Here is a 26,157-nt window from a genome sequence, read left to right on the forward strand (position 1 = left end):
GCACTCAACCTCGGCGGGATCGCGAACGTGACGATCGTCCGCCGCGGCCGTCCCCCGCTCGCATTCGACACCGGCCCGGCCAACTGCCTGCTCGACGAGGCGGCGCGCCGCACGACCGGCCGGCCGAGCGACGAGGATGGCCGGCTCGCCGCCCGCGGCACGCCGGACGCGGCGCTCCTCCAATGCCTGCTCGATGACCCCTACTACGCGCTAACGCCGCCGAAGTCGACCGGCCGCGAGCACTTCCGCCTCGGCGACCTGCCGGATCTCGCGCCCGAGGACCTGCTGGCGACGCTGACGGAGCTGACCGCGATCACGGTCGCCGACGCGCTGACGCGGTACGCGCCCGCCGAGGTCGTCGCGTCCGGAGGCGGCGTCCGCAACCCGGCACTGCTCGCCGCGCTCAAGCGCCGCCTCCCGCTCACCGTCAGCGACGAGCACGGCCTGCCCGCGCAGGCCAAGGAGGCCTACCTGATGGCGCTGATCGGCTTCCTCTCCTGGCACCAGGTGCCGCTGCTCACCGGACCGCACGTGCTCGGGCGCATCTCTCCCGGCGACGCGCCGCTCGCGATCCCGCCGCCGGCCGCCCCGCCCACGCGCCTGCTCATCCGAACGCCGTGAAGGCGAGCGCCGGGATTCGACGCATCGAGCGCTAAGCCGATCGAGAAGCGATAACCGTCTTGGCGATTTCCAGTGCCAGCTGGTACGGCTCGGGCTCGTTCCGGTTGGTCAGCACGACCACCGTCATGTGCCGCTTCGGGTAGCGCACGATCACATTGCGGAAACCCACCGTCTCGCCGGAGTGCCACAGCGTCTCGCCGGTGATGCGCCAGCCGTAGCCGTACTCGATCTCGGGATCGTCGGTGTGCGTCGCTGGTGTGAACGCCGCCTGTAATGAGCTCGGATGCAGCAGGCGCCCGTCGTACAGCGCGGCATCCCATTTCGCGAGATCGTCGATCGACGAATAGATTCCGCCGTCCCCGAGCACCGCACTTGTCTGGCTTTGGTCCGTGCGGTTCCAGCGGCCCGCCTCTTCCGTGTAGCCGAACGCGCGGTTGTTCACCGTCGAGATACCTTCCTCGTACGCCACGGTGTTGAACATGGCGAGCGGTTGGAAGATGCGTTCACGCAGGAACGTTGCGAAGGTCTTGCCCGACGCCCGCTGCACGATCAGTGCCAGCAATGCATAGCCGCTGTTGCTGTACCGATAGCCGGTGCCAGGGCGGAAGTAGGTGCGATCCTGCGTTTCCAGCAGCCGCAGCACATCCGCGTCGTGCAACTGCGCGGCGAAGATTTCCGAGACCACATCTTCGTAGTCGATGAGCCCCGACGTGTGCGTTAGCAAATGGCGAATCGTGACCGTCTCGGCGGCCTTCGGCAGCGACGGCAGCCACTTGCGGCCGCGGTCATCGAGCGTGAGGCGGCCGTCCTCGGCCAGCAGCAGGATGCACGCGGCAGTGAACTGCTTGGTGACCGATGCGAGCCGATAGTTCGTCTCAGGCGTGGCGGGCGTGCCCGTTTCCAGGTCCGCGAGGCCGTAGCTTGCGCGCACGACCGGCTGACCGTCGCGCAGCACGAGCACGGCCGCGCCCGGCACGTCGCCTGCGTAGTTGCGCATCAACCCGTCGACTTCCGGTTTCATCGCACAAGTCATAGCTGAAATCCGCCTCCGGATCGAGTTTGCGGCCTGGCGTGAGAAGGTTGATTCTCATGCAGATCCCGTTTGCCGACGCGCTGCTCAGCCGCCTCAGCCGCCGCGGGGCCGGGCTCGACCTGATCGAGGAGATCGAGGACGAGGCGGGCGAATCCGTCGACGCCGCCGAGCTGCTGCCAGCCGAACCGGCCCTGCTCTTGCAGAGGATGGAAAACCGGCTCATCCGGCATCAGCTATCCGCCCCGGAGGTGTTGAGCGCCGAGGAGCTGCGCAAGCTGCGCTACATCCTCAACTTCGCCAGGCTCGCCGACTTTGAGCCGGGCGGGGCGGGGCCGGGTGGAAGCCGCGGGCGCGGAGACGTTTCGGTCGGCGCCGAAATTGCGCCGTGGCGGTCCCGGGTCGCCGACGCGCTCTACGGACCGCTGCGCGAGGAACTGGATCCGATCACGGCGCTGACAACGGCACGCGAGGCGCTGGCGAGCCTGGAGCCCGACCAGGACGATCAACGCCGAGTCCTCATCGAGCGCCACGGAAATGACTTCTCCGCAGCAGAATTGGACTCCGAGGTCGGATATAAGAAGCTGGTCACGGTGCTCGGCGGCGGCGGTGGTGCCGGCTTCGTCTACATCGGCGGCATGCAGCGGCTGCTGGAGGTCGGTCAGGTGCCCGACTACATGATCGGCTCGTCGATCGGTTCGATTCTGGGCAGCCTGGTGGCTCGCGCTTTGCCGGTGCCGATCGAGGAATACATCGCGTGGGCGAAAACGGTGTCCTACCGCGCCATCCTGGGGCGCGAGCGGCTGCGCCGCCGGCACGGGCTGGCCGGCATGTTCGCGTTGCGCTTCGATCAGTTCGCCCACGCCATGCTCAGCCGCGAGGACGGCCAACGAATGCGCATGTCGGACTTGGCCATTCCGTTCGACATCGTGGTCGCGGGTGTTCGCAGGCAACCGTATACGGCCCTGCCGTCACGATTCCGCCGTCCCGCATTAGCCGCCCTGCAGTTGCGGTCGGTTCCGTTTCGCCCTATCGGCATCGGCCCGGTGGTGGGCGCTCGGATGTGGCAAGTTGCCGCGTTCATCGACCTGCGGATCGTCAAGCCGATCATCATCGGCGACGACGACCCGGCCCGAGACTTCGACGTCGTCGATGCGGCGTCCTTCTCGTCGGCCATTCCCGGTGTGCTACATCACGAAACGAGCGACCCGCGCATGATCCCGATCCTCGACGCGCTGTGCGAAGAGAAGGACGTCGCGGCTCTCGTCGACGGCGGCGCGGCGAGCAATGTCCCGGTCGAACTGGCGTGGAAGCGCATCCGCGACGGGCGGCTGGGCACCCGCAATGCGTGCTACCTGGCTTTCGATTGCTTTCACCCGCAATGGGATCCACGGCACCTGTGGTTGGTGCCGATCACCCAGGCGATCCAGCTGCAGATGGTACGTAACCTGCCCTACGCCGATCACCTCGTCCGATTCGGGCCGACGCTGTCGCCGGCTAACCTGGCGCCTTCCGTCGCGGCCATCGATCGGGCGAGCAGATGGGGGCGCAACAGTGTCGAGCGGGCGATCCCGGTGACCTCGGCGCTGCTGCAGCCGACCTGGTGGGAAGGCGACGGCCCGCCAGCCGCCAAGCCGAAGACACCCGCGAAGTCGGTGGCGTCGCCGATGAGCGCGGTCATGGCGGCGCTTCAGGTGCCGACGAGTCGTTTTGCCCGATGGCGAAACCGCTTGACGTGACGTCCGGTCTACGCTGACACAAGTAAGTATCGACAACAGCCCTCATCCATCCCGGACCGGTCTACGAGGCCTGGCCATCATTGTTGGCGTTGCCTTGCTTACCCTCGTTGCGGCGTCCTCGGCCAGGTACGCGGCGCACACGGCAGTAAGCGGCAGGCGGGCAGGTGCAGCTCCCATGACCGAATTCGCGACGGTCTCCAAGCTGATGAACGATGCGATCGCGGCACAGCGGCTGCCAGGTGGTGTGGTTGTGATCGGGCATGGCGGCAGGGTCGTCTTCCACCAGGCTTATGGCTCGCGCAAGCTGGCCGGCGAACCGGGGCTCGACGGATCGCCCGCACCTGCCGAGCCGATGACCGAAGACACCATCTTCGACTTGGCGTCGTTGACGAAGTGCCTCGCAACCGCGACTGCCATCATGCAGCTTTACGAACAAGGCTCGATTCAGTTCGACGATCCGGTGCAGAAATATTTGCCTGACTTCAACGCGGCGAACGATCCACAGCGTGCCAAGGTGACGGTTCGCATGTTGTTGACGCAGACTTCAGGCGAAGGGATAGACGTAAGTCTCCAAGATCCGTGGGGACTGGACCCAGCTGATAAAACCGAAGGCATTCATCGTGCGCTCACCACGCCGCTGCAGTCGGGTCCCGCCGAGGTCTTCCGCTACTCCGACATCAACTACATTCTGCTTGGCGCGCTGATCGAGAAACTCACCGGCGAGGCCGAAGACGTTTACGTCCAGCGAAATGTCTTTGCGCCGCCCGGCATGACAGAGACCAACTACCTTCCCCCAGCCAAAGCATGTGGGCCACACAAGGTCAGAGGAGCTGCGATTGCATGGGCGCCCGCGCCAATAGGGGGCATGCCGGGCGATTGTCCTGCGGGTACGTGGAGCACGAGTCTGTTGTCGCGCATCGCACCGACGGCACATGACGACGAAAGCAAGAACGATCCGGGCAAGAATCCCGATTTCGGTTACCTGCTTCGGGGCACCGTGCATGATCCGACAGCGCGCCGCATGGGCGGAGTGGCCGGGCATGCCGGTGTGTTCTCGACGGCGCACGATGTCAGCCTCTATGCGCAGGCCTTGCTTGATCGGCTCGCGGGCCGCCCGAGCAAGTTTCCGCTGACGCGAGCGACTTTGGAGTTGATGACGAGTCCCCAGCAGCCCGGACATACCGCTCGACAACTCGAAGCAGCGAATGATGCCGCCCGAGAAGCCATCGCAAAGACACCAAACACAACAGATCCGCTGCTCGCTCCCAACTATCCGGCGATCGGGGGACAGCAACTGTTCGGCTTTGGCTGGGATATCGATACCGACTATTCCAAGCCGCGAGGCTTGATCTTTCCCATCGGCAGCTTTGGCGCCACAGGCTTTACCGGCACCTCGGTTTGGATGGACCCGGGCTCAGATACCTACGTGATTCTGCTGGCGAACTCAATCCATGTGCGAGGCAGTCCACCGATCTCGAAGCTGCGCGGTGACGTGGCTACGGCTGCAGCCCAGGCCCTGCGTCTCTAAAGCTAGGCGCTCTTCAGCGCTTCGATGTCCAGCGTGACGGCAACCTTGTCGCCCAAGACAACACCGCCGGTCTCCATGGGCATGTTGATGTCGATTCCGAAGTCTTTGCGGTTCAGCACGACTGAGGCTGCGAAGCCGGCGACTGCGCCATGGCGCTGTCGATGAGAAATCGCTCAGAGCCGGGCAATTCGCATAGTGGTTCGGTCGCGTGATTGGTGGGGCAAATGTGACCGGCGCCGGCCCGATGCCTCGTCAGTGCGCCTCGGCTTCGCGCTCCGAATCGTCAGCGCCATGCTCGCGCCACTTTCGGAATCCGCTGCGCGCCGCGAACGCGCCGACGATCGCGGTCACGCACCACACCGCGATCGCCGAGTATGCCAACAACGGCGACCGATTCCCGATCGAAGCGCCCAGCGCGGTATAGACGAATGCCCGTGGCACCGAACCGATAAACGCGCCAACGGCCATCTGCCACAACGGAACTCCGAACGCCCCGAACGCGTAAGACGCCAGCGCATCCGACAAGCCGGGGATGAAGCGCTGACCGACCACCGCCCACAGTCCACGTCGCTGGATCAGGGCGTCGAGGCGGTCGGCGCGTTCGGCCCCCAGCAGCGCCCGCGCGCTGTCTCGCCCGGCCCGCCGTCCCACCAGGCTCGCGACAACCGCGGTGCCCACCGTCGCACCCAGCGTCACGAACACGCCAAGGACCGGACCGAACAGCAACCCGCTGCTGGCGGCCAGTATCGGGCCGGGTACGAAGATCGCGCCGAGGACCGCGGACAGCACGATGTAAGTGAGCGGCGCCGCCGGACCCGTCGCCTTGACGGTGCGCCGAACGTCCTCGATGTCGACAACGTGCCTGACGGCCAGCAGATAGAACAGCGCGACCAAGAACGCGGCGAACACGGCGAGCCGGACGATGTGGCGTCGCCGCGATGTCGGTGCGGAACCATCGTTGTCGGTCATGCTGACCCTGATTCTTCCGCACGTGCGGGTGTCGAATCCGCGCTGGGCGGATGAACCTAGCGGGCGAATATGCATCAATGCATCATGATGCGACGATGCTAGAATTAGGCGTGCGCACCACTATCGATCTGCCTGATGACCTGCACAAGCAGGCACTGGCGATCGCACGAGACACCCACCGGACGCTGAGCGAAACTGTCGCCGACCTCATGCGACGAGGCCTGGGCGCTGGCCGCACCGCGGCGCTCTCCGAGGACCCCAGGACGGGGTTGCCTCTGGTGAGCGTCGGCACGGTCGTCACCTCCGAAGACGTCCGCTCATTGATCGATTCTTGGTGCGCGCGGGGCAATCCGCGGCAGCCGCGCGTGATGTCGTCAGCGCGATCGAGACGGCGAACCGCCACGAGTTCTGGCCCGACATTGTCTCTTTCGTCGAAGTAGAAGTCAGTGGTGTCATCGGTCACCGACAAGTAACCGATGCGTACCTCGCCCAACTCGCGAGACGCCGCAAAGGGCAATTGGCGACTCTCGACAGCGGCCTCGCGCACCTGCACAACGACGTCGCAGTACTCATTCCCACTTCAGCCTGAACTACGCGGCTCAAGTAGGGTCTTGTTGCGTGAGAACCGATGACGACAGCTGGGAGATCACCGAAAGTGTGGGCGCGACGGCGCTCGGCGTGGCCGCTGCCCGCGCGGCGGAAACCGAGAGCGACAACCCGCTGATCAGCGATCCGTTCGCGCGGATTTTCCTCGACACCGTCGGCGACGGCGAGTGGAACTGGTTTGCCGCGCCTGAGTTGCCGGTCGAGGTCGTCGAGGCTGTCCCCGAGCTGCCGCTGCGGCAGAAGTCGATGGTCAGCTATTTCGCCTCGCGGACAAAATTTTTCGACACGTTCTTCCTCGACGCCGCCAACGCGGGCATCCATCAGGCGGTGATCCTCGCGGCCGGCCTAGACGCGCGGTCCTGGCGCCTGCCGTGGCCCGACGGGGTCACCGTTTTCGAGCTTGACCAGCCCCGGGTGCTGGACTTCAAAGCCTCGACGTTGCACGACTACGGCGTGGAACCGAGATGCCATCGGGTCGGCGTCGCAGTGGACCTGCGGCAGGACTGGCCGAAGGCGTTGCAGCAGGCGGGTTTTGACCCGTCGGTGCCGAGCGCATGGTCGGCTGAGGGACTGTTGATGTATCTGCCTGCGACGGCCCAGGACTTACTGTTCGACCGAATTCAGGGGCTCACGGCCGCCGGCAGCCGGGTCGGCATCGAGGCGTTGTCGCCCAACTTCGCCGAGGCCGCGGCGCAGCGGCGCGAACGGTCGGACCGGCTCCGGGCGTTGATGGCCAAGGCCGACCCGCACCGCGTGATCCCGCGAACCGACGAGCTGTGGTACTTCGATGAGCGCGAAGACGTCGGCGATTGGTGGGCTCGTCACGGCTGGCAGGTGACGGTCACACCGTCGGACGAGCTGATGACCGGCTACGGCCGCACACCTCCGCAGCACATTGAGGACGGCGTCCCGCCGTATCTGTTCGTGTCCGCGCAGCGGACCGGGAGCTAGCGCAGCCGCACCATCCGCGTCGTCGAACTCTCGTCGAGCTCCACCAGATCAGAGCGCGAACGCAGGAAGTCGCTGAAAGACCTGAATCCCAACGACTTTTCGCTGAACGACGGGTCCATCCGCTTCATCTGCGCCTTGACTGCGGAGTTGTGCAGCCAGTCGGCGTCATCCTTCTCCAGCCCGATCCGCAACGCGCGCGTCAGCAGGTCGGTGGCCGCGGCCTGTGGATCGGGCGGTGGCGGCTCATCGGCGTCGGTGTCCTTGGCGCGAGCGCGTCGCTTCGGTTCGGGTACCGGAACTCCGGGCAGCGCGTCGTAGATGACGAACTCGTCGCAGGCCGCCGCCAGCGACCGGCTCGACGAGCCGGCCACCCCGACGCCCACCACGTAGCGGCCGAGCCGCTTGCAGCGTTGCGCCAGCGGTATGTAGTCGGAGTCGCCGGCCACGATCACCACATGGGTCAGGTCAGGCAGGCGGAACATGTCCTCGACCGCGTCGACGGCCAGCCGAATATCGGCGGCGTTCTTGCCGTAGGCCGCCGCCGGGAACAGCTGCACCAGATCGACCGCGCGGCCCACCAGTTGTTCGCGGTAGCCGGTGTTGACGTCGGCCGACCAGTCCGCGTACGCGCGGGTCAGCACCAAGGTGCCGAACGACGACGCGAAGTCGATGATGGCGCCGACGTCGACGGTGGCCTGCGCCAACCGATCCGGATACTTGACCAAGCCCTTGGCCTTGTCCTTCTGGAACGAACTGCGGCCATTCACCTGGTCGTAGCGGGAGATGACAACGTTGTCGAAGTCGAGATAGACCGCAACACGGCCCTCGCCGAGATCTGCCATAGCCCCCAGTGTTGACCATCGGCACTCGGGCGAGCCCGGATTGCACACATCTTCTAGGTAGTGGAGGGAATTTTCATCGTGCTCGTCCCCTGACTTGGGGCATGATCGCAATTGAGGCAATAGGGGTGCCAAGGAAGGAAAATCCATGATCGAAGTACTGCCGGACATGCCGAAGGGAGTGACCGGTATTCGCGTGTCAGGCCGACTGCGGGGTGACGAGCTGCGCGAGCTCAAACCCACCGTCGAGGAAATGCTGCAAACCGACGAGATCAGGATCGTTGAAGTCATCGCGCCCGACTACGAGGGCTTCGGGCCCGGCGGGTTATTCGAGGATCTCAAGCTGGGGTTCGGCACTGTCTTGCCACATCGTTCGGCCTTCAAAAGAATTGCGGTTGTGTCCGATAAGGCGTGGATCGCTCATACCTTGCATGCGCTGGCGTGGCTGATTCCCGGCGAGCTCGCCGTCTTCAGGCTCGACGAGCTTGAGCGAGCCAAAGAATGGGCCTCCGGCTAGACGGCACACCCCCCCTTCAGCCACAGGAGGCAGCAATGAGCGAGCACGAAGTCAAGATGATCATCCTGTCGACCGACGACCTGGATGAATCGATCCGGTTTTACAGCGAGACCCTGGGCATGTCGCTGAAGTTCCGCGATGGAGCCCACTTCGCTGCCCTCGACGGCGGACCGATCACCCTCGCGCTGGCGACCGCGGTGGACCATCCCATCCCCGGGCAGGTCGTCGTCGGGATCAAGACCGCTGACGTCGACGCCGCGGCCAAGGCGGTTGAGGCCAGTGGTGGCGGGATAGTGAAGTGAAAGGCCCGTACGACGACGCCCACGAACGCCGCGCCGTGGTCTACGACAACAAAGGCAACGGCGTCGTCTTCTACAAGCCGCTGGCCCGATGAGCGACGCGGGCGTCGGCGCGCGAGCAACCGAAGCGATGGGCTTGTTCATCGAGGCGGTAGACCAAATCCCTTCGGCAGCTTGGGATCAGCCGTCAAACCTCGAAGGCTGGAGTATCCGCGACCTGGTGGCTCACACCACGGGCACCGCAGCGAAGATCGTGACGCTGGTCGAGGGTGGGCAGGCCTGGGAGGGGCCCTCCGAGCCGGATGACTGGAAGTCCGACGATCCGGCCGCACAGCTCCACGAACTGACAGTCCGATTGAACGACGCCCTGGCCGGCGCGGACCTGGATGCGGCGCGGCCTTCGCCGGAGGGCGAAGTCCCTCTGCACCAGGCGCTGGCGTTTCCCATTTGCGGCCTGGCCATCCATGTCTGCGACGTCTACCGGTCACAGGACCGGGCGCTCGAGCTGCCCGACGGGCTGCTGGGATTTTGTCGTCAGGTGGCGGAGTCGGTGCCGGAAGACAAGCTGCGCCGGCCCGGTGGGTTCGGGCCGGCCCAACCGGTAGCCGAGGACGCGACGCCGACGGCCCGGCTGATGGCCTATTTCGGTCGCCCGGTGCGACGCCGCGGCTAAGAAGCCAAATGCGCGCTGCCGTCGTCTAATTCGTCACGCCGCAAATTCATCGGGGTGACCGCGGGAAGATCACCGCCGGCGACCACGGCCCGGGTGATCGGCGTGAGCGCTTGAAACAGCGCCTCGACCTCGTCGTCGCTGAGCGCGTCGAGTGCGGACAGCGCAAGCGCGTCGGTGGTCGATTCGATGGCGTCCTTCAGTTCCCGGCCCGCCTCGGTCAGCGTTCCGTCGTCGTTGAGCAGCCCCCGCTCGGCCAGCTGTTCCTCGTGGTGACGCCACGTCGCGTCGTCGTAGTCGCGGGTGCGGGCGATGTAGTCGCGCGGAATCAACCCGGCCGCGGCCTGCAAGACGTTGCACTCCCGGCCGGAGACACCCGCGGCGCTCAGTACCGCGATGTGCGCGTCGCCGCGGTGTTCGCGCAACAGCGTCGCGGCCTGCCACAGCGCGGCCAGCGGATCGTCCGGCCACGCCAGTGCCCGATTGGCGGCGAACAGCGGTCGCCCGTCGAGCGGGGCCTGCTGCACCGCCCTTGCTGCCAATTCCGCTGCGGTAGAGACGTTTTCATCTGATTCGATGCCGTAGCGGCGCAGCGCCGCGACCGCGGAATCCTGCCGGGCCTGTAACGCTGCCTCCGGGCCGGCGATCTGCCACGCCGCCGGCAGCGCCTTGGCGACCCGCTCGGGGGCGAAGTTGTAGAAGATCGCGGTCACCACCTCAGGCGGCACCATGCCCAGCGGCGCCGACCGGGCGGCGAAATAGCCCATCCAATAGCCGCGGTAGCCCAACCCGTCCAACGCCGCTCGCGCCTCCGGCGCGAAGTACGTCACGCCATGCACTGGCTCGAATCGATCGAAGAAGCGTCGCGCCAGGCCCGGTTCTCTACGCACGGTGGCAAGCCTAGTCTGGAGGCGGTTGCGCCCCAGGAGGCTAGGTACCCGTGGAGATCATCGCCTCTGCTCCGGCCCAGATGGGTCTCAGCGAGATCGGTGGCTGGGCATCACGCATGGAGCGCATCGGCTTTGACGTCATCCACATCGCCGAGACCATCCACGATCCGTTCACCATCGCGGCGATGGCACTGACCCACACCAAGCAGCTGACCGTTCGCACCAGCATGGTGCTGGCATTTCCGCGCAGCCCGATGATCGTCGCGTATGCGGCCTGGGATCTCGCGAAGTACTTCAACGGCCGCTTCCAGCTGGGGATCGCTTCCCAGGTGCGCGGCAACATCATCGGCCGGTTCTCCTCCGCGTGGTCAGAGCCGGTGTCGCGACTGGGCGACTACATCGAATCGCTGCGCGCGATCTTCCACGCGTTCCAGACCGGTGAGCCACTCAACCACGCCGGCAAGTACTACCGATTCAATCGATTACAGCCCTACTTCAACCCCGGCCCCATCGACCATCCCATCCCGCAAATCTGGACCGGCGGGGTCAACAAGCAGATGTGTGTGCTCGCCGGCGAGTTGTCAGACGGCTTCGTGTGTCATCCCACCAATTCGCACCCGGACATCCTGACCGCGCGCACCCTTCCCGCGCTTGCCGAGGGCGCCCGAGGCGCAGGACGTAAGCGGACGCCGGCCGTCGTCGCCAACCCGCAACCCATGATGGCCGCGACCCGCGATGCTCTCGAAGAGCTGCGCGAGCCGCGCCGTGCCGAATTGGCTTTCCTCTACAGCACACCCGCCTATCGTCGGCAGTTGGAGGACTTCGGCTTGGCAGAGGTCGGCGAAGCGCTGAGCGAGATGGCACGCCGCGGCGAATGGAGCGACCTGGCCCACCACCTCACCGACGAGGTAATGAACCATGTTGTCCCGCAGGGCATTTACCAGGAAATCCCCGACATCCTCACCCAGTGGTACTCGGGACTGTGCAGCGGGCTCAGCCTACCTGTCCCCGCAGACGACGAGCACGACGCTGCGCTCGCCGAACTCGTCGAACGGTGCAAGACGATCCACGGCGCGACCCCGCCAAATTGACGTACACCGACATTTACGCGCGGCGGCGCTGCGTGCGAAAATGTGCATAGCGAGCGGTCCAACCACCGCGATCCATCACTCTTGGAAGCAGGCGGCTATGACCGATATCGTCCTGATCAATCCTCGGTTCCAAGTGTCTTACTGGGGCCTCGAACACGCACTTCCGCTGCTCGGCAAGAAGTGCAACCTACCGACCGCCTGCCTGCCGCTGCTCGCGGCGTTGACGCCCGCCGGCCATTCCGTGACCATCGTCGATGAGAACGTCGAGCCGATCGACTACGACCGCTTGGCGCAGGCCGACATCGTGGGGCTCACCGGCATGATTGTCCAGCGCGGTCGAATGCGCGAAATTCTCCGCGAACTGAAAACCCGCGGTGTCTTCACGGTCATCGGGGGTCCGTGGGTGAGCGTGCAGGAAGATTACTTCGGAGACTTGCCGGATGTGATCTTCATCGGCGAAGCGGAAACGACCTGGCCACAGTTTCTCGAAGAATGGGCCGAGGGCCGACATCGGCGCCGTTACGAACAACTCGAGGCGACCGACATGACTCGCGTGCCGGTGCCGCGCTACGACTTGCTGAAGGCCAAGGACTATTTGTTCGGCAGTATCCAATTCAGCCGCGGCTGTCCGTTCCAGTGCGAGTTTTGCGACATCATCATCATCTTCGGTCGTAGGCCGAGGCTGAAGACGAGCGCGCAGGTGATCGCCGAGTTGGAAGCGATGCGTAAGCAACACTTGAAAATCGCCTTCATCGTCGACGACAACCTGATCGGCAACAAGGCCGCGGTGAAGAAGTTGCTGTGCGACATTGCCGCGTGGCAAGCCGCCGAGGGGTACCCCTTCACCTTCTTCACCGAGGCGTCGCTCAACCTCGCCGAAGACGAAGAGCTGATGCAGTTGATGGACGCAGCCAATATCGTGACCGTGTTTATCGGCATCGAGAGCCCGAACGAAGAATCGCTGCGCGAGACCAAGAAGTATCAGAACGTCCGCAAAGGTGGGACGATCGTCGACCGCGTCCGTAAAGTGCAGGACTCCGGAATCGAAGTCTGGTGCGGCATGATCGTCGGCTTCGACCACGACGACACCCGGATCTTCAAGGCCCAGCACGAGTTCGTGCGTCAGACCGACATCATCCACGCCATGGTGGGCATGCTCTCGGCGATCCCGAAGACGCCGCTGCACGCTCGTTTGCAGAACGAAGGCCGCCTCGACCTCGAAGACGAACAACCGTTCGGCACCAATGTCATTCCGCTCGGCATGACTCGCGACGAGCTGCGCGATGGGTACATCGGCTTGATGCGCGACCTGTACGATCCCGAGGTTTACTTCGAGCGGCTCGAGAATCTGTTCCTCACACGCCAATTCGATTGGGCCCGGACTCGCAATGCCTACTGGCGCAAACATCCGTGGCAGAAGTGGAAGTCGCAATCTGTCGATGCTCTGCTAGCGACCGGCCTGTTCCTCCGGCTGATGAAGAACGTTCCCGACCCGGAGTTGCGCCGGATCTATCGCCGTCGGATAACCACCATGCTCCGCCGACGGCCCGACCCCGGCCTCTTTTTTATCTGCGTGATCAAGTGCGCGATGCACTACCACCACTACACAATGTCCCGCCAGATGGCCGAAGAGCGCAGGCTGGTGAACACGTTCTAGAGGCCAGCTAGACGCCCGCTAGCGCTTCAACATTCGTTTGAGGATCGGCAAGACCAACGGACTAGGCACAAACCGAGTCGATCCCAGTGCCAATCGCACCTGCGGTCCGCCCGGGACGACCGACGCGTGACCATGGTCGGCGGCTTTCAGCGCGTCGGCGACCACCCGCTCGGCGGACACGTGGGTGAATCCCGGCATCCGGTTCACCAGGTAGTCGGCGTCGTTGGCCGCCTGAAACTCCGTCGGCACCGGGCCCGGGCAGACCCCGGTGACCGTCACACCGTTCTCGGCGACTTCGGCGTTGACCGCCTCCGACAACCACAGCACATACGCCTTGGACGCGGCGTAGTTGGCGTTGTACGGGGCCGGCTGAAATCCCGACACCGACGACAGGTTGATGATCGCGCCGCGGCCGCGCTCGACCATGCCCGGCAGGTAGCGCAACATCAAGTCGGCCACCGCCTCGACGTCGACGCGCAGCATCTGCAGTTCCTGGTCGCGGCCTTCGGCGCCGAACTTGGTGTAGATGCCCAGGCCCGCATTGTTGACCAAGATGTCGACCTGGGCGCCCAGCTCATCGATGCGGGCGGCCAGCCGGTCGCGGTCGGCCGGGATGGCCAGATCGGTGCCCACGGCGACGGCGTGCTCGTCGCCGCCCAATTCGGCGCACAATGCGTGCAGCCGGTGTTCGCGGCGGGCGGTGACGACGACGCGGTAACCGCGGGCCACGAGCTGGCGGGCGAATTGCTCGCCGATACCAGAGGACGCGCCGGTGACCACGGCGACCGAGTCTTGCGATGGGGGCGGGAGAGTCATCGGGTAACCACCTTTTTGAGTGCCTGGCGAATGCGGGAATGCCGCGTAGTCGGCGGGCGACGAGACACGTAGGGCCAGGGCCGATTTCGCTCCGGAACCGAACTGGCTCGCGCCTGCTTCAGCTGTGTCCGCAGGTGTTGGCGCAACTCGTGCAGGCCCGGATCTGTCCACAGGTTGCAGGACTCCGTCGGATCGGCAGTCAGGTCGTACAACTCCCACTGGTCGTCGAGCGGGCTCATCCGATACGCCTCTCCGCCACGCCCATTCGCCGCGAGGTGACGGACCCCCGGTTCGGTCCAGGTCGCCGGATCGTCGAAGGTGCGCACCAGCTTCCACAGGTGGCCCTCGCCGCCATCGACGTCGTTGACAAGGACCACCAAGCCTTCGAAGTTCGACCCCACATGTGCGGGCACCCGGATACGCAGCGGCGCAGGCGGATTCACCGTCCGCTTCAGACGCCGCGCCAGACCCGAGGCGCCGGTGTCGCCCTCGAGGATGTTGTCGCGGGTCATCAGGTAGACGGCGCGGGTGTCATCGGCCGGCGCCCCGTCCACCACCGGCATCAAGTCGCGGCCCGGCAGCGGGTGCACCTCGGAGAACGACTCGGCCAGCGTGGCGGCCGCCGCCGCGACATCGACACCAGCCGCCCCCAGCAGGGTGGGCACCAGGTCGACATGCGACGTCGGGGCGGTGACCACCCGCGGCGACGTTGCGGCCTCGCCGATGCGGGCGATCACCAACGGCACCCGGGTGGCCTCGTCGTACAGGTTGAACCACTTCTGGTGCAGCCCGCCGTGCGCGCCGAGCAGATCGCCGTGATCGGAGGTGCGCACCAGCACCGCGTTGTCCGATCCGCCTTCGGTCACCGCCCGCCGGACCCGGTCGATCGGCCCGTCCACCTCGGCGTGCAGCCGGTAGTAGAGGTCGCGGTATTTCTGGGCGTTGCGGGCGTAGGTCCGATCGATGACCGGCGCCGGCCCGTAGCCGGAATAGTAGGCCTCCCGGTACGCGATCTGCGCGGCCGGTTTGGTCGCCAAGTCCTCGTCGGCGGTGGGCGCCGCGGGCACGTGCGGCGGATCCAGCCGTGACGGCTGCAACGGGTTGCGGCGCATCCAGGCCGGGAACAGCACGATGTCGTGCGGGTTGACGAAGCTGGCCACCAACAGGAACGGGCGCAGCGCGGCCTCCTCGCCGGCGCGGCGGGCCGCGTAACGATCGATCAGCCAGGCGACGACGCGGTCGGCGATCAACGGATCGCGGCGCACGCCGGCATCGGCCATTAACGCCCCGTGCGGCTCGGGACCGACCCACCCCGAGAAGCCATACGGCGCAAGGGGATCGGCGTCGAGATAACGCAGCACCGCGACAGGGTCGACGACACCGTCATCGTCATTGGTCGCCAGCACTCGCCCGTCGGCGTCGCGCAGATCGGCGTGCGAGATGTGCCATTTGCCGTCGTAGTGGGTGTCGTAACCCGCGGCCCGGAACCAATTGCCCAGCGTGGGCACCTCACCTTGGCGCAGCCAGCGCATGCGTGAGTCGTATGCCGTCTTGCCGAGACCGTCGGTCTGGGTGACGCCGTGCAGGTCGGGATAGTGCCCGGTGAAAATGGTTGGACGACTAGGCGCGCAGGCCAGCGAGCCGGTGTAGTGCCGCGCAAAGCTGACGCCGTGCTCGTCGAACCACTTCCGGCCGTGCAGCGTTCGGTCGCGCCAGGTAAGCACTTTGGGTGACTCGTACGGCGGAACCGCTCGTTCCTCGTCGGTCATCAGGATGATGATGTCGGGGCGATCAGCCACGAGACTTCTCCAATCGTTTCGCCAGCCCGGCGAGCATCGCGTCGGACTGTCGCACCTGAACGCGACACACTGCGCGTTCGACGAGCTTTTGCATTGGGCCAGGTCCGATTTCGACAGTAGTGGTCAATGTCACAACGGTTGTACCGCCTTGGGCCGCCCGGAGTGTCCAGCGGTTGGTGAACCGGCGCAGGCGCTTGGGCAGGCCCTCAACCTCGTAGGCAAGTGCCCATGTCGGATCGAACTCGATGATCCGCTCGACGAGGGCATCGCGGCCGATTTGGACTCGCCGGGTGGTGCCGACCGGGTCGCTGCCGTGATTGAGGATGCACGAGTGGTCGAGGTTGTCCGCCCACGAACTGATCGAGCCGAAGTCCGCGAGAACATCCCAGACTTGCTGCGGGTCGGCCGCGACGGTGCAGCTGCGGTCAATGTCGGCCACCGCATCACCGTACGCGGCGAGAAGTGCTGCGCTCGACAGATCTGCGACCCCGTTGCTGAATTTGCGACTTTTCACCGATCTGCGGCTTGCAGCTGGCAGACTTCGATGATTAGCCACTGAGCAGGTGAGACCACCACGATGTATGCCGCGATAACTGGGGTGAGTAGGGGCGCGGCGGTGGTGCACGTGACGGTGAAGGTGGCGACGGGCAGGACCCACCCCGATCTCGTAGGCCGGCACTGACAATGCTGGCCGCGCATGCCGACAACGACAACAACACGCTCATGCCGACGACGAGAGGCTCACCGACGCCTGGTGGTCAACGCCTACACCGTCCAGCACCAGGCCGGTTGCACAGAGGACCTACGAATCGATCCGCGCCTGCCGTTGGCGGCGCAGTGGCACACCAACGACGTGTTGGGCAACCGCGCATTGAACGGAGGCAGCGGATCGGACGGATCAAAACCGAAGGAGTGCACCGATGTTAAAAAGCGTAACGGTCCACAACGGGGTCCAGCAGCAGCGCGCGCAGGATGCCGAGCTATTGAAGGAGTCAGGTGTCCACAAGCTCGTCATCGCGGATCGCGACGGCAACTGCTTAGCGTTCGTATTGGCTTGGGACAGCTTCGACTATGACGCTGAGTCCGACACCTATGTGTGCGTTGCCGACAGTGATGGCAGAGAACTCATGACCATGTACACCGCTGGTGAAATCAAGTCAGCACCTGGTGCGAACATGTATGTCCTGACTGCACCGGATGGGTTCAGTAGCCGCAGGGCGTTGTAGGCCCTTTTGATCTACCGGACACCAGGCAAGCGCCAACCTTGAGCGTTCCCCAGTTTCCAGTCTCGTGAGAACACGTTCAAGGCGGTGGTGAGATTTCCGCGTTGATTCATGCTGCGGATGTCGGTGTGAAAGTTGTGGACGCGAGCCGCCACCAGTCGCGAGCTGGCGCTTCGGCCGCTGATCGTGGCCGAACGGCTAGTCGAGCAGGGCGAGCGAGCGTTCTTTGAGATTCCGATCGGGCGCCTCACGACGAGGCAGTCGCCCGGCCGACAATGTACGCACCGGACGCACGCGACCGGCTCGTCGACCTGCTGGCAGCGGTTTCTGACACGCGAGTGGGGGATACTCACGTCGCGAAAGGTATGATAGACCGTCCGTACGGTTAGTTACTTTGGAGGGTTGCGATGCCCCGATCGCCCGGCAGACGTACCGAGATTCTCGATTCGTTTGTCCGCTATGTCGCCGAACGTGGCTACGACAGAACGAATCTCGGCGACATCGCTGGCGAACTTGGCATGTCTAAGGGCACCATCGTTCATCACTTTGGCACCAAAGCGCAGATGTTGCGGGAGCTTGAGGAAACCCACCTGGCCTGCCAACTCGATGCGCTACGGATGGTATGGGACCGCCTGGCCTCGCCGCACGAACGCATTGCCGCGACGATTTATACCTCGGCGCTGCTACAGGTGATCGCTCGCAACGCGACGGTAGCAAGCCAGCGCGAGGTGGTTCAGCTGTCCGATGACCCGGCGATGCAGCAAGTGCGTAAGTTGCGCCATCAACTGCAAACGCTCACGATTGACGAGATCCGCAACGGGATAGAAAGTGGTGTATTCCGAAGTGTGGACCCCGAATTGGCGGCACTGCAGCTATGGGGATCGCTGCAGTGGATGTGGGTGTGGTTCGACCCTGTCGGTTCCCGGACACCCGAACAAGTCGGTGCCGCTTTTGTCGACGTGTTCCTCGGCGGGCTGCTGCTCGACCGCTTGGGGCTGAGCAAGTGGGCGAACCCTTCCACGGACATCGTCTCGGTGGTGCGCGAATGCCTTGCCGCGGTAACCAGCGCGACGGATTGACAGCATAGCCGGGCTGGTGACTGTACGTATAGTCGGAAATTCGCTTAGAAGAGCGCGCTTTCTCACGTACGCGACCAACCGATGAGGCGCGCCGGCGATGGCCGATGGCGGCTGAAATCCCTGGTAGTGCCACGATTGCTCGGATTGCAGCGGTGAATATTCTCGTCGTCCCCTAGCAAAGCCTCGGCAATCTTTCTGTCATTGACTGTACGGACGGTCTAGTGCAATAGTTACTGCGTGACGCAGACGAGGGCGACACGGAGTCCGACGCCGGGAACCGAGACTGGCGGCCGGGAGGACCATGTGGTCGATTGGCACCGGGAACCTGGTGATGCGCGAGCCCCCAGGTCACATCAAGAACCGTTGCGCCGCAACGTGGAGCGAAGAAGTCAGGAATTAGCGTCGTTCACGCGAAGCTCGAGAAGTATTCTCGCGAGGAGCTTTTCGCACCGTTGCCATCCTGTGAGCAAGCGCGCGAATTGGGGTCGTGGCCCGCTTGAGCAGGCAGTCGAAACGTTGGGATTCGGTGCTTCAGCCGATTACCACGCCGACCCGGAGCTGCGCCAATGACTACTTCACACGTGATTACCGGCAAAGTAACCGACCGGATCCGACCAGGGACGGAAGTGGCCGGCGGGTTCTTCCGGATGTCCGTGATGACCGCCAAAGCCCTGATGAAGCCGTTCGAATGGCGCGAATTCATCTTCAATGGCTGGTTCCTCATGCGGGTGTCGCTGCTGCCCACTATCGCGGTGTCCATCCCGGAAACCGTGCTACTCATCTTCACGCTCAACATCCTGCTGGCCGAGTTCGGCGCCGGCGACGCATCGGGGGCGCTCGCGGCGATCGGCACGGTCACCCAGCTCGGCGCGATCGTGACGGTGCTGGTGGTCGCCGGCGCCGGGTCCACCGCTATCTGCGCCGACCTCGGCGCCCGCACCATCCGCGAAGAGATCGATGCGCTCGAGGTGCTCGGCATCGACCCGATCCACCGGCTGGTGGTGCCTCGCGTCGTCGCCTCGACGGCCGTCGCGGTGCTACTCAACGGCCTCGTGATCGCCGTCGGCCTGACAGGCGGCTACCTCTTCAGCGTGTACCTGCAGAACGTCTCGACCGGTGCCTACCTCTCCACGCTGACAGTGCTCACCGGCCTGCCCGAGGTGGTGATCTCAATTATCAAGGCCGCGACGTTCGGGCTGATCGCCGGCTTGGTCGGCTGTTATCGCGGGCTGATCGTCCGCGGCGGGTCCAAAGGCCTGGGCACTGCCGTCAACGAAACGGTGGTCATAAGTTTCATCGCGCTGTTCGCCGTTAACGCGGTGATGACGACTATCGGTGTCCGGTTCGGAACGGGGCGCTGAAATGGCTACGTCTATCGCGGCTATCGTCCCGCATCACCGCTTCCCGCGGGCAGCCGTCACCCTCCGTCGATACCGCGACGCGCCGGCCCGGCAACTGACCGAGCTCGGGCAGATGGTCTGGTTCGCACTAACCGCAGTCGGGCTGATCCCCTTCGCTCTGCGCCGCTACCACAAAGAGCTGCTGCGGATCATTGCCCAGATGGGGATGGGTAGCGGCGCGATGGCCGTGGTTGGTGGCACCGCCGCCATCGTCGGCTTCATCACCATGTCCGCGGGCTCACTGGTCGCCATCCAGGGCTTCGCGTCGCTGGGCAATATCGGTGTCGAGGCATTCACCGGATTTTTGGCCGCAATGATCAATGTGCGGTTTGTGGCACCGGTGGCCTGCGGTCAGGCGCTGGCAGCCACCGTCGGCGCCGGCGCCACCGCCGAACTGGGCGCCATGCGCATCAGCGAGGAGATCGACGCCCTAGAGGTGATGAGTATCAGGTCGATCGCCTACCTGGCGTCCACCCGGGTGGTGGCGGGTCTCGTCGTCATCATCCCGCTCTACGGGTTAGCGATCACCCTGGCCTTCCTGTCCGCGCAGGCCACCACGGTTTTCTTCTACGGGCAGTCCATCGGTACCTACGACCACTACTTCCACACATTCCTGCGCCTCAACGACGTGGGTTGGTCGTTCGCGGAGGTGATCCTCGTTGCGGTGGTCGTGATGACTACCCACTGCTACTACGGCTACACCGCCAGCGGCGGGCCGGTCGGTGTCGGTGAAGCGGTCGGCCGGTCGATGCGGCTGTCGTTGATCACGATCGTCGTCGTGGTCGTTCTGACTGCGATGGCGGTCTATGGCAAAAACCCGAACTTCAACCTCACGGTGTAGCCGTCATGACGACCCCGCTGAAGGAGAACCCGCCACTTATCCCGCCCTATAAGAGGGCGGCTGTGGTGTTCTTGTTGGTCGCTGCGTTGGTGTTGGCGTTCGTGTGGCTGCAGTTTCGGGGCCGGCTCACGCCGAAGACACCCTTGACGATGCTGGCCGCCCGGTCGGGTTTGGTGATGGATCCGGGGTCGAAGGTCACCTACAACGGGGTGGAAATCGGCCGGGTGGCCGGCGTTTCGGAGGTCCAGCGTGACGGCACGCCGGCGGCCAAGATCACCATGGATGTGAATCCGAAGTACATCAGGCTGATTCCGGCCAATGTGGACGCCAACATCAGGGGGACCACGGTATTCGGCAACAAGTATGTGTCGTTGAGATCACCGAAATATCCTGTGCCGCAGCGTATCACCCCACAGCACGTGATCGATGCGAGGTCGGTGACGACGGAGTTCAACTCGTTGTTCGAGACGGTGACCTCGATCGCCGAGAAGGTGGATCCGGTCAAGCTGAATCTGACGTTGGCCGCGGCCGCGGAGGCGTTGAACGGGTTGGGCGACAAGTTCGGGCAGTCGATCGTCAACGGCAACGCCATCCTCGACGACATCAATCCGCGAATGCCACAGATCCGCCATGACATTCAGCAGCTGGCCGCGCTCGGCGACACCTACGCCAACGCCGCACCGGACTTGTTCGACTCTCTCAGCAACGCGGTGATCACGGCGCGCACGCTGCACCGGCAGGAAGCCGACCTGGATGCCGCATTGTTGGCCGCGACCGGGCTGGGCAACACTGGCGAAGACATCTTCCGCCGGGGCGGGCCCTACCTGCAGCGGGGGGTCGCCGATCTGGTGCCCACCGCCCAGCTGCTGGACACCTACAGTCCCGAGTTCTTCTGCACCATCCGCGGCTACCACGACGAAGAACCCCTGGCCTATGCGACGACGGGCGGCGGCAACGGCTACGCGCTGAAAACCATGACCGAGCTGATGTCAGCGTTGGGAGGCATACTGACGCTCCCGGGTTTGGCCGGTACGGTGGGCACACTGGGACTGCTAGGGCTCGCCGGCTTGGTCGGCGGGGCGCCGAATCCCTATGTCTATCCGGACAATCTGCCGCGGGTGAACGCTCGTGGTGGGCCGGGGGGTGCGCCCGGTTGCTGGCAGGCCATCACCCGGGATCTGTGGCCCGCGCCCGAGTTGGTGATGGATACCGGCGCGAGTATCGCCCCGTATAACCACGTAGATACCGGCTCACCGTACGCAATTGAGTACGTCTGGGGCCGTCAAGTCGGGGACAACACGATCAACCCATGAAAACCGCCACCGGCAGCGCCATCAGGCTCGGCATCGTCTCGTTGGTGCTGCTGCTGATCACCGTGTCCATCATCGTGGTGTTCGGTCAGATGCGCTTCAACAGCACCAACAGCTATTCCGCGGAGTTCAGCAACGCCAGCGGGCTGCGCGACGGTCAGTTCGTCCGCGCGTCCGGAGTGGAGATCGGCAAGGTCAAGAAGGTACGGCTGGTCGACGCCGGCAGGCGGGCATGGGTGGACTTCGATGTCGATCGTTCGCTGACGCTTTATCAGTCGACGACAGCACAGATCCGCTATCTCGACATAATCGGTGACCGGTACGTGGAACTCGACCGCGGCGCGGGTGAGGGCGCTGACCGGGTCCTGCCGCCGGGCGGACTCATCCCGCTGTCGCGAACTTCACCAGCGCTGGATCTCGATGCGCTGATCGGTGGTTTCAAGCCGCTGTTCCGGGCGCTCGATCCGGAAAAGGTCAACACCATCGCGTCGGCCATCATCACCGTGTTTCAGGGTCAGGGCGGCACCATCAACGACATCCTCGACCAGACCGCGCAAGTCACCTCGCATCTGGCCGAGCGCGACCAAGCGATCGGCGAGGTGGTCAAGAACCTGAACATTGTGCTGGACACGACGGTCAAACACCGCAAGGAGTTCGACCAAACCGTCGACAACTTCGAGAAACTGATCACCGGGCTGACGAACCACGCCGATCCGTTGGCCGCCGGCATCGCAAACATCAGCAATGCCGCGGGAACAGTAGCCGACCTGCTGGCCGATAACCGCGCTCTGCTGCACAAGGAGATCAACTACCTGCAGGGCCTTCAGCAGCCGCTCGTCGACCAAAGTGATCAGCTCAACGATCTGATCCACAAGACGCCAACCGCGCTCAACCTGATCGGACGCAGCATCGGCCTCTACGGAGACTGGGTGAACTTCTACGTGTGCGACCTCACGATCAAGTGGAACGGTCTACAGTCCGGCGGCCCAGTGCGCACGGTCCGGATCTGGCAGCAGCCCACGGGTAGGTGCACGCCGCAATGAGAACACTGACGGAATTCAACCGCAGCCGCGTCGGCCTCATGGGCGGCATCGTGCTGGTGCTCATCGTCGCCGTCGGCCAAAGCTTCACCAGCGTCCCGATGCTGTTTGCCAGTCCGAGCTACTCCGGGCAGTTCGCCAGCACCGGTCAACTGAACAAGGGCGACAAGGTGCGCATCACCGGCGTGGTTGTCGGCAAGGTTGAGGGGCTCAAGATCGACGGCGACCACGTCGCGATCAAGTTCTCCATCGGCAGCAACACCATCGGCACCGAGAGCCGGCTGGCGATCAAGACCGACACGATCCTGGGTAGGAAGGTGCTCGAGATCGAGCCGCGGGGAACCCAGATGCTGCGGCCCGGGGGCGTTTTGCCGCTGGGCCAAACCACCACCCCCTACCAGCTGTACGATGCGAACTTCGACATCACCAAGGCCGCCACTGGCTGGAACATCGACACCGTCAAAAAGTCGCTGAATGTGTTGTCTCAGACCGTCGATCAGACCTACTCGCACCTGAGCCCCGCCCTCGACGGTTTGGCCAAATTCTCCGACACCATCGGTAAACGCGACGAACAGATCAAGCACCTGCTCGCTCAGGCCAACAAGGTAGCCAGCGTCCTCGGTGACCGCAGTGAACAAATCAACCGGCTGCTGGTCAACTCGAAGACGCTGCTGGCCGCGTTCAACGAACGTGGACGGGCCATCGACACGCTGCTGGGGAACATTTCCGCCTTCTCGGCGCAGGTGCAGGGGTTCATCAACGACAACCCGAACTTGAATCCTGTGCTGGAGCAGTTGCATGCAATCAGCGACGTGCTGGTGGCACGCAAGGAAGACCTGGCTCAAAGCCTGAAGTATGTAAGCCAATTCGCGGCATCGCTAGGAGAGTCCGTCGCGTCCGGACCGTACTTCAAGATAGTCCTGGCCAACCTGCTGCCGTACTGGATCATGCAGCCGTGGGTCGACGCCGCGTTCAAGAAGCGTGGTATCGACCCGGAGGACTTCTGGCGCAGCGCTGGGCTGCCGGCGTTCAAGTTCCCCGATCCCAACGGCACCCGGTTCCCCAACGGTGCACCGCCGCCGGCACCGCCGGTGCTGGAAGGTACCCCGGATCATCCGGGGCCGGCCGTCGCGCCTGGATCGCCGTGCTCGTATGCGCCGCCGCCGGAGCTGCTGCCGCGGCCCGGCAACCCGATGCCATGTGCGGGCGTCAATCAGGACCAAGGTCCATTCGGACCTAACGGACCGTACCCGGTGCTGCCCGACGTCGCATCGTCGCCACCGAACCCCAACGGCCTGCCCCCCACACCGGGCATTCCGATCGCCGGGCGGCCAGGCGAGCCGCCTCCAGACGTCCCGGGCACGCCGGCGCCACTGCCGCCCAACGCGCCGCCGGGAGCGCGCACCGAAAACCTGGCACCGGCCGGTCCGACCCCGCCGCCGTCGACGTTCGCGCCCGGGCTGCCAGCGGGATCCGCGCCGCCGTCGGGACCCGGCGCGCAGCTGCCGGCTCCGTTCATCAACCCCGGCGGAGCGGGAGGTAGCGGCGTCACAGGAGGTAGCCAAAATTGAACGGCACCTTTAACTTACGCAACCTGCGCCTGCCGAAGCGGCCTCGGACATCGGTGATCATCGGATCGCTCGCGGTGGCGGTCGCCGTTCTTGTCGGGTTCGTCGGGTTCCACCTGTACCAAAAGTTGACCAACAACACCGTGGTGGCCTACTTCCCAGAGGCGAACGCACTCTATTCCGGGGACAAAGTCCAGATCATGGGCATTCGCGTGGGTTCGGTCGACAAGATCGTGCCGGCCGGCGACAAGATGAAGGTGATCTTTCATTACAGCAACAAGTACAAGGTGCCGGCCAATGCGTCCGCGGTGATTGTGAGCCCCACGCTGGTGTCGTCGCGGAGCATTCAGTTGGAGCCGCCCTATAAGAGTGGTCCGGTGATGGCCGATAACACGGTGATCCCGATCGAGCGCACACAGGTGCCGACGGAGTGGGACGAACTGCGCGACAGCGTCGCCAACGTCATCTCCAAACTCGGCCCCACACCCGAGCAGCCCAAGGGCCCCTTCGGTGATCTCATCGAGTCGTTCGCCGACGGGCTGGCCGGTAAGGGCAAGCAGATCAACACCACGTTCGACAGCCTGTCGCGGGCGCTGACCGCGCTGAACCAGGGTCGTGGCGACTTCTTCGCGGTGGTGCACAGCCTGGCGCTTTTCGTGAACGCCCTGCACAAGGACGACCAGCAGTTCGTCGCATTAAACAACAACCTGGCCCAGTTCACAGACAGATTAACCGGGTCTGACCGGGACCTCGCCAATGCGATACAGCAGTTCGACGGCCTGCTCGGCACACTGCGCCCGTTCTTGGCCAAGAACCGCGAGGTGCTCGCGCGCGACATCGACAACCTCGCCAACGTCACCACCACGCTGGTCCAACCCGAGCCGCTGAATGGTTTGGAAACCGGCCTGCACGTTCTCCCGACGCTGCAGACGAACCTCAACCAGATTTATCACCCGTCGCACGGCGCGGTCGTGTCTATTCCGGCGATCCCGAACTTCACGAACCCGATGCAGTTCATCTGCAGCATGATTCAGGCCGATAGCCGGCTTGGCTATCAAGAATCCGCCGAACTCTGCGCGCAATACCTAGCGCCCATCCTCGATGCGATCAAGTTCAACTACCTCCCGTTCGGCCTCAACCTGTTCAGCACCGCCGAGACGCTCCCCAAGGAAGTCGCCTACTCCGAGCCGCGGCTGCAGCCGCCGAACGGATACAAGGACACCACAGTGCCCGGGATCTGGGTGCCCGACACCCCGTTGTCGCACCGCAACACCCAGCCCGGCTGGGTTGTCGCGTCGGGCATGCAGGGCACGCAGGTGGATCCAATCACGGCGGGCCTGTTGACCCCGGATTCGCTGGCCGAACTCATGGGCGGACCGGATATCCCACCGGTGCAATCGAACCTGCAGACACCGCCGGGACCGCCGAACGCGTACAACGAGTACCCCGTCGTGCCACCCATCGGCCTGCAGCCCCCCCAGGTGCCGATCCCGCCGCCGCCCGGACCGGGCGTGGTCCCGGGGCCGGTCGCGCCAACGCCTGCGCCGGCGCCCGCGCCTGCCGGACCACCGCTACCCGCCGAGGCGGCCGTGTCGACAGGACCGGGCTCGTGAGGCGCGCGATGAGCGCGGTACGCGCGAGGAGCAAGCCGAACCAACGGCCGGTGAAGCGACT

Annotated in this window: 23 protein-coding genes and 5 pseudogenes; 20 read left to right on the forward strand and 8 right to left on the reverse strand. The window is 64.6% G+C overall.

What is annotated here, in order from left to right; genetic code table 11:
* Positions 1-621 (forward strand): anhydro-N-acetylmuramic acid kinase (locus ACLQI9_RS28755; RefSeq protein ID WP_442392488.1); only part of this gene is annotated, 621 nt, incomplete at its 5' end.
* 31 nt (positions 622-652) lie between these two features.
* Here the strand turns inward: ACLQI9_RS28755 and ACLQI9_RS28760 are convergent.
* On the reverse strand, positions 653-1,642 hold the full coding sequence (locus ACLQI9_RS28760; protein ID WP_442392489.1) for a serine hydrolase domain-containing protein: 990 nt from the start codon (positions 1,640-1,642) through the stop codon (positions 653-655).
* 68 nt (positions 1,643-1,710) lie between these two features.
* Between ACLQI9_RS28760 and ACLQI9_RS28765 the strand changes: the two genes are divergently transcribed.
* Positions 1,711-3,390, forward strand: a complete 1,680-nt coding sequence (locus tag ACLQI9_RS28765) for a patatin-like phospholipase family protein (protein ID WP_442378157.1) — start codon at positions 1,711-1,713, stop codon at positions 3,388-3,390.
* Between the two features lie 175 nt (positions 3,391-3,565).
* Complete coding sequence (locus ACLQI9_RS28770) at positions 3,566-4,918, forward strand: serine hydrolase domain-containing protein (protein WP_442378156.1); 1,353 nt, start codon at positions 3,566-3,568, stop codon at positions 4,916-4,918.
* 2 nt (positions 4,919-4,920) lie between these two features.
* On the opposite strand, the pseudogene ACLQI9_RS28775 reads toward ACLQI9_RS28770, so the two are convergent.
* Positions 4,921-5,070 (reverse strand): annotated as a pseudogene (locus ACLQI9_RS28775) (YceI family protein); the annotation flags it as partial.
* 100 nt (positions 5,071-5,170) lie between these two features.
* Positions 5,171-5,887, reverse strand: coding sequence for a TVP38/TMEM64 family protein (locus ACLQI9_RS28780; protein WP_442378155.1), 717 nt, complete (start codon positions 5,885-5,887; stop codon positions 5,171-5,173).
* Positions 5,888-5,997: 110 nt separating this feature from the next.
* On the opposite strand from ACLQI9_RS28780, the pseudogene ACLQI9_RS28785 reads away from it, so the two are divergent.
* The 3 genes and pseudogenes from ACLQI9_RS28785 to ACLQI9_RS28795 all read left to right on the forward strand — a co-directional run.
* Positions 5,998-6,216, forward strand: a pseudogene (locus ACLQI9_RS28785) (antitoxin); the annotation flags it as partial.
* Positions 6,213-6,476: pseudogene (locus ACLQI9_RS28790) on the forward strand (type II toxin-antitoxin system ribonuclease VapC29); the annotation flags it as partial. The pseudogenes ACLQI9_RS28785 and ACLQI9_RS28790, both read left to right, overlap by 4 nt.
* Before the next feature lie 29 nt (positions 6,477-6,505).
* Positions 6,506-7,444 (forward strand): class I SAM-dependent methyltransferase, encoded by a 939-nt coding sequence (locus ACLQI9_RS28795; protein ID WP_442378154.1) that lies wholly within the window; start codon positions 6,506-6,508, stop codon positions 7,442-7,444.
* Here the strand turns inward: ACLQI9_RS28795 and ACLQI9_RS28800 are convergent.
* A complete protein-coding gene (locus ACLQI9_RS28800) occupies positions 7,441-8,286 on the reverse strand; it encodes an NYN domain-containing protein (RefSeq protein ID WP_442378153.1) in 846 nt (281 codons plus the stop codon). The two genes, ACLQI9_RS28795 and ACLQI9_RS28800, sit on opposite strands and share 4 nt — an antisense overlap.
* A gap of 145 nt (positions 8,287-8,431) precedes the next feature.
* Between ACLQI9_RS28800 and ACLQI9_RS28805 the strand changes: the two genes are divergently transcribed.
* From ACLQI9_RS28805 to ACLQI9_RS28815, 3 genes and pseudogenes are all read left to right on the forward strand, one after another.
* Complete coding sequence (locus ACLQI9_RS28805) at positions 8,432-8,800, forward strand: STAS/SEC14 domain-containing protein (protein ID WP_442392490.1); 369 nt, start codon at positions 8,432-8,434, stop codon at positions 8,798-8,800.
* 35 nt (positions 8,801-8,835) lie between these two features.
* Positions 8,836-9,194, forward strand: a pseudogene (locus ACLQI9_RS28810) (VOC family protein).
* Positions 9,191-9,772, forward strand: a complete 582-nt coding sequence (locus ACLQI9_RS28815; RefSeq protein ID WP_442378151.1) for a TIGR03086 family metal-binding protein — start codon at positions 9,191-9,193, stop codon at positions 9,770-9,772. The pseudogene ACLQI9_RS28810 and the gene ACLQI9_RS28815 overlap by 4 nt, the downstream one beginning before the upstream one ends.
* On the opposite strand, the gene ACLQI9_RS28820 is transcribed toward ACLQI9_RS28815, so the two are convergent.
* Positions 9,769-10,659: an SCO6745 family protein gene (locus ACLQI9_RS28820; protein WP_442378150.1), complete on the reverse strand. Its 891-nt coding sequence runs from the start codon at positions 10,657-10,659 to the stop codon at positions 9,769-9,771. The two genes, ACLQI9_RS28815 and ACLQI9_RS28820, sit on opposite strands and share 4 nt — an antisense overlap.
* 50 nt (positions 10,660-10,709) lie before the next feature.
* On the opposite strand from ACLQI9_RS28820, the gene ACLQI9_RS28825 reads away from it, so the two are divergent.
* Positions 10,710-11,750, forward strand: coding sequence for a TIGR03617 family F420-dependent LLM class oxidoreductase (locus ACLQI9_RS28825; RefSeq protein WP_442378149.1), 1,041 nt, complete (start codon positions 10,710-10,712; stop codon positions 11,748-11,750).
* 97 nt (positions 11,751-11,847) lie between these two features.
* Positions 11,848-13,407: a DUF4070 domain-containing protein gene (locus ACLQI9_RS28830; protein ID WP_442378148.1), complete on the forward strand. Its 1,560-nt coding sequence runs from the start codon at positions 11,848-11,850 to the stop codon at positions 13,405-13,407.
* An 18-nt stretch (positions 13,408-13,425) separates the two neighbouring features.
* Here the strand turns inward: ACLQI9_RS28830 and ACLQI9_RS28835 are convergent, their stop codons facing one another.
* The 3 genes from ACLQI9_RS28835 to ACLQI9_RS28845 are packed head-to-tail and all read right to left on the reverse strand — an operon-like array spanning position 13,426 to position 16,461.
* Positions 13,426-14,223: an SDR family NAD(P)-dependent oxidoreductase gene (locus ACLQI9_RS28835; protein ID WP_442378147.1), complete on the reverse strand. Its 798-nt coding sequence runs from the start codon at positions 14,221-14,223 to the stop codon at positions 13,426-13,428.
* Complete coding sequence (locus ACLQI9_RS28840; protein ID WP_442378146.1) at positions 14,220-16,022, reverse strand: sulfatase-like hydrolase/transferase; 1,803 nt, start codon at positions 16,020-16,022, stop codon at positions 14,220-14,222. Before ACLQI9_RS28840 ends, ACLQI9_RS28835 begins: the two co-directional genes overlap by 4 nt.
* Positions 16,015-16,461, reverse strand: a complete 447-nt coding sequence (locus ACLQI9_RS28845; protein ID WP_442378160.1) for an SRPBCC family protein — start codon at positions 16,459-16,461, stop codon at positions 16,015-16,017. Before ACLQI9_RS28845 ends, ACLQI9_RS28840 begins: the two co-directional genes overlap by 8 nt.
* 280 nt (positions 16,462-16,741) lie before the next feature.
* Between ACLQI9_RS28845 and ACLQI9_RS28850 the strand changes: the two are divergent.
* The 9 genes and pseudogenes from ACLQI9_RS28850 to ACLQI9_RS28890 all read left to right on the forward strand — a co-directional run.
* A pseudogene (locus ACLQI9_RS28850) lies at positions 16,742-16,935 on the forward strand (CAP domain-containing protein); the annotation flags it as partial.
* Between the two features lie 7 nt (positions 16,936-16,942).
* The gene (locus tag ACLQI9_RS28855) at positions 16,943-17,248 is read left to right on the forward strand and encodes a hypothetical protein (RefSeq protein ID WP_442378145.1); all 306 of its coding nucleotides are present in this window, start codon (positions 16,943-16,945) and stop codon (positions 17,246-17,248) included.
* Positions 17,249-17,652: 404 nt separating this feature from the next.
* A complete protein-coding gene (locus ACLQI9_RS28860) occupies positions 17,653-18,324 on the forward strand; it encodes a TetR/AcrR family transcriptional regulator (protein ID WP_442378144.1) in 672 nt (223 codons plus the stop codon).
* A 566-nt stretch (positions 18,325-18,890) separates the two neighbouring features.
* On the forward strand, positions 18,891-19,685 hold the full coding sequence (locus ACLQI9_RS28865; protein ID WP_442378143.1) for an MlaE family ABC transporter permease: 795 nt from the start codon (positions 18,891-18,893) through the stop codon (positions 19,683-19,685).
* Between the two features lies 1 nt (position 19,686).
* The gene (locus ACLQI9_RS28870) at positions 19,687-20,565 is read left to right on the forward strand and encodes an ABC transporter permease (protein ID WP_442392491.1); all 879 of its coding nucleotides are present in this window, start codon (positions 19,687-19,689) and stop codon (positions 20,563-20,565) included.
* A 5-nt stretch (positions 20,566-20,570) separates the two neighbouring features.
* Entirely contained in the window at positions 20,571-21,878 is a 1,308-nt protein-coding gene (locus tag ACLQI9_RS28875) for an MCE family protein (protein ID WP_442377421.1), read from the forward strand.
* The gene (locus ACLQI9_RS28880; RefSeq protein WP_442392492.1) at positions 21,875-22,918 is read left to right on the forward strand and encodes a virulence factor Mce family protein; all 1,044 of its coding nucleotides are present in this window, start codon (positions 21,875-21,877) and stop codon (positions 22,916-22,918) included. Before ACLQI9_RS28875 ends, ACLQI9_RS28880 begins: the two co-directional genes overlap by 4 nt.
* A complete protein-coding gene (locus tag ACLQI9_RS28885; RefSeq protein WP_442392493.1) occupies positions 22,915-24,486 on the forward strand; it encodes an MCE family protein in 1,572 nt (523 codons plus the stop codon). Before ACLQI9_RS28880 ends, ACLQI9_RS28885 begins: the two co-directional genes overlap by 4 nt.
* Positions 24,483-26,096, forward strand: coding sequence for a virulence factor Mce family protein (locus ACLQI9_RS28890; RefSeq protein ID WP_442384488.1), 1,614 nt, complete (start codon positions 24,483-24,485; stop codon positions 26,094-26,096). The genes ACLQI9_RS28885 and ACLQI9_RS28890 overlap by 4 nt, the downstream gene beginning before the upstream one ends.
* The last annotated feature ends 61 nt before the right edge of the window (positions 26,097-26,157 follow it).

Origin of the sequence: Mycobacterium sp., from assembly GCF_052143115.1 — a bacterium.
Classification (GTDB): Bacteria; Actinomycetota; Actinomycetes; order Mycobacteriales; family Mycobacteriaceae; genus Mycobacterium.

Excerpts from the sequence above, each read along its gene's own strand:
- ACLQI9_RS28765 (WP_442378157.1), top strand. The coding sequence starts at position 1,711 with ATGCAGATCCCGTTTGCCGACGCGCTGCTCAGCCGCCTCAGCCGCCGC.
- ACLQI9_RS28855 (WP_442378145.1), top strand. The coding sequence starts at position 16,943 with ATGTTAAAAAGCGTAACGGTCCACAACGGGGTCCAGCAGCAGCGCGCG.
- ACLQI9_RS28885 (WP_442392493.1), top strand. The coding sequence starts at position 22,915 with ATGAGAACACTGACGGAATTCAACCGCAGCCGCGTCGGCCTCATGGGC.
- ACLQI9_RS28880 (WP_442392492.1), top strand. The coding sequence starts at position 21,875 with ATGAAAACCGCCACCGGCAGCGCCATCAGGCTCGGCATCGTCTCGTTG.
- ACLQI9_RS28760 (WP_442392489.1), bottom strand. The coding sequence starts at position 1,642 with ATGAAACCGGAAGTCGACGGGTTGATGCGCAACTACGCAGGCGACGTG.
- ACLQI9_RS28800 (WP_442378153.1), bottom strand. The coding sequence starts at position 8,286 with ATGGCAGATCTCGGCGAGGGCCGTGTTGCGGTCTATCTCGACTTCGAC.
- ACLQI9_RS28830 (WP_442378148.1), top strand. The coding sequence starts at position 11,848 with ATGACCGATATCGTCCTGATCAATCCTCGGTTCCAAGTGTCTTACTGG.
- ACLQI9_RS28875 (WP_442377421.1), top strand. The coding sequence starts at position 20,571 with ATGACGACCCCGCTGAAGGAGAACCCGCCACTTATCCCGCCCTATAAG.
- ACLQI9_RS28770 (WP_442378156.1), top strand. The coding sequence starts at position 3,566 with ATGACCGAATTCGCGACGGTCTCCAAGCTGATGAACGATGCGATCGCG.
- ACLQI9_RS28865 (WP_442378143.1), top strand. The coding sequence starts at position 18,891 with ATGACTACTTCACACGTGATTACCGGCAAAGTAACCGACCGGATCCGA.
- ACLQI9_RS28805 (WP_442392490.1), top strand. The coding sequence starts at position 8,432 with ATGATCGAAGTACTGCCGGACATGCCGAAGGGAGTGACCGGTATTCGC.
- ACLQI9_RS28780 (WP_442378155.1), bottom strand. The coding sequence starts at position 5,887 with ATGACCGACAACGATGGTTCCGCACCGACATCGCGGCGACGCCACATC.
- ACLQI9_RS28835 (WP_442378147.1), bottom strand. The coding sequence starts at position 14,223 with ATGACTCTCCCGCCCCCATCGCAAGACTCGGTCGCCGTGGTCACCGGC.
- ACLQI9_RS28860 (WP_442378144.1), top strand. The coding sequence starts at position 17,653 with ATGCCCCGATCGCCCGGCAGACGTACCGAGATTCTCGATTCGTTTGTC.
- ACLQI9_RS28815 (WP_442378151.1), top strand. The coding sequence starts at position 9,191 with ATGAGCGACGCGGGCGTCGGCGCGCGAGCAACCGAAGCGATGGGCTTG.
- ACLQI9_RS28870 (WP_442392491.1), top strand. The coding sequence starts at position 19,687 with ATGGCTACGTCTATCGCGGCTATCGTCCCGCATCACCGCTTCCCGCGG.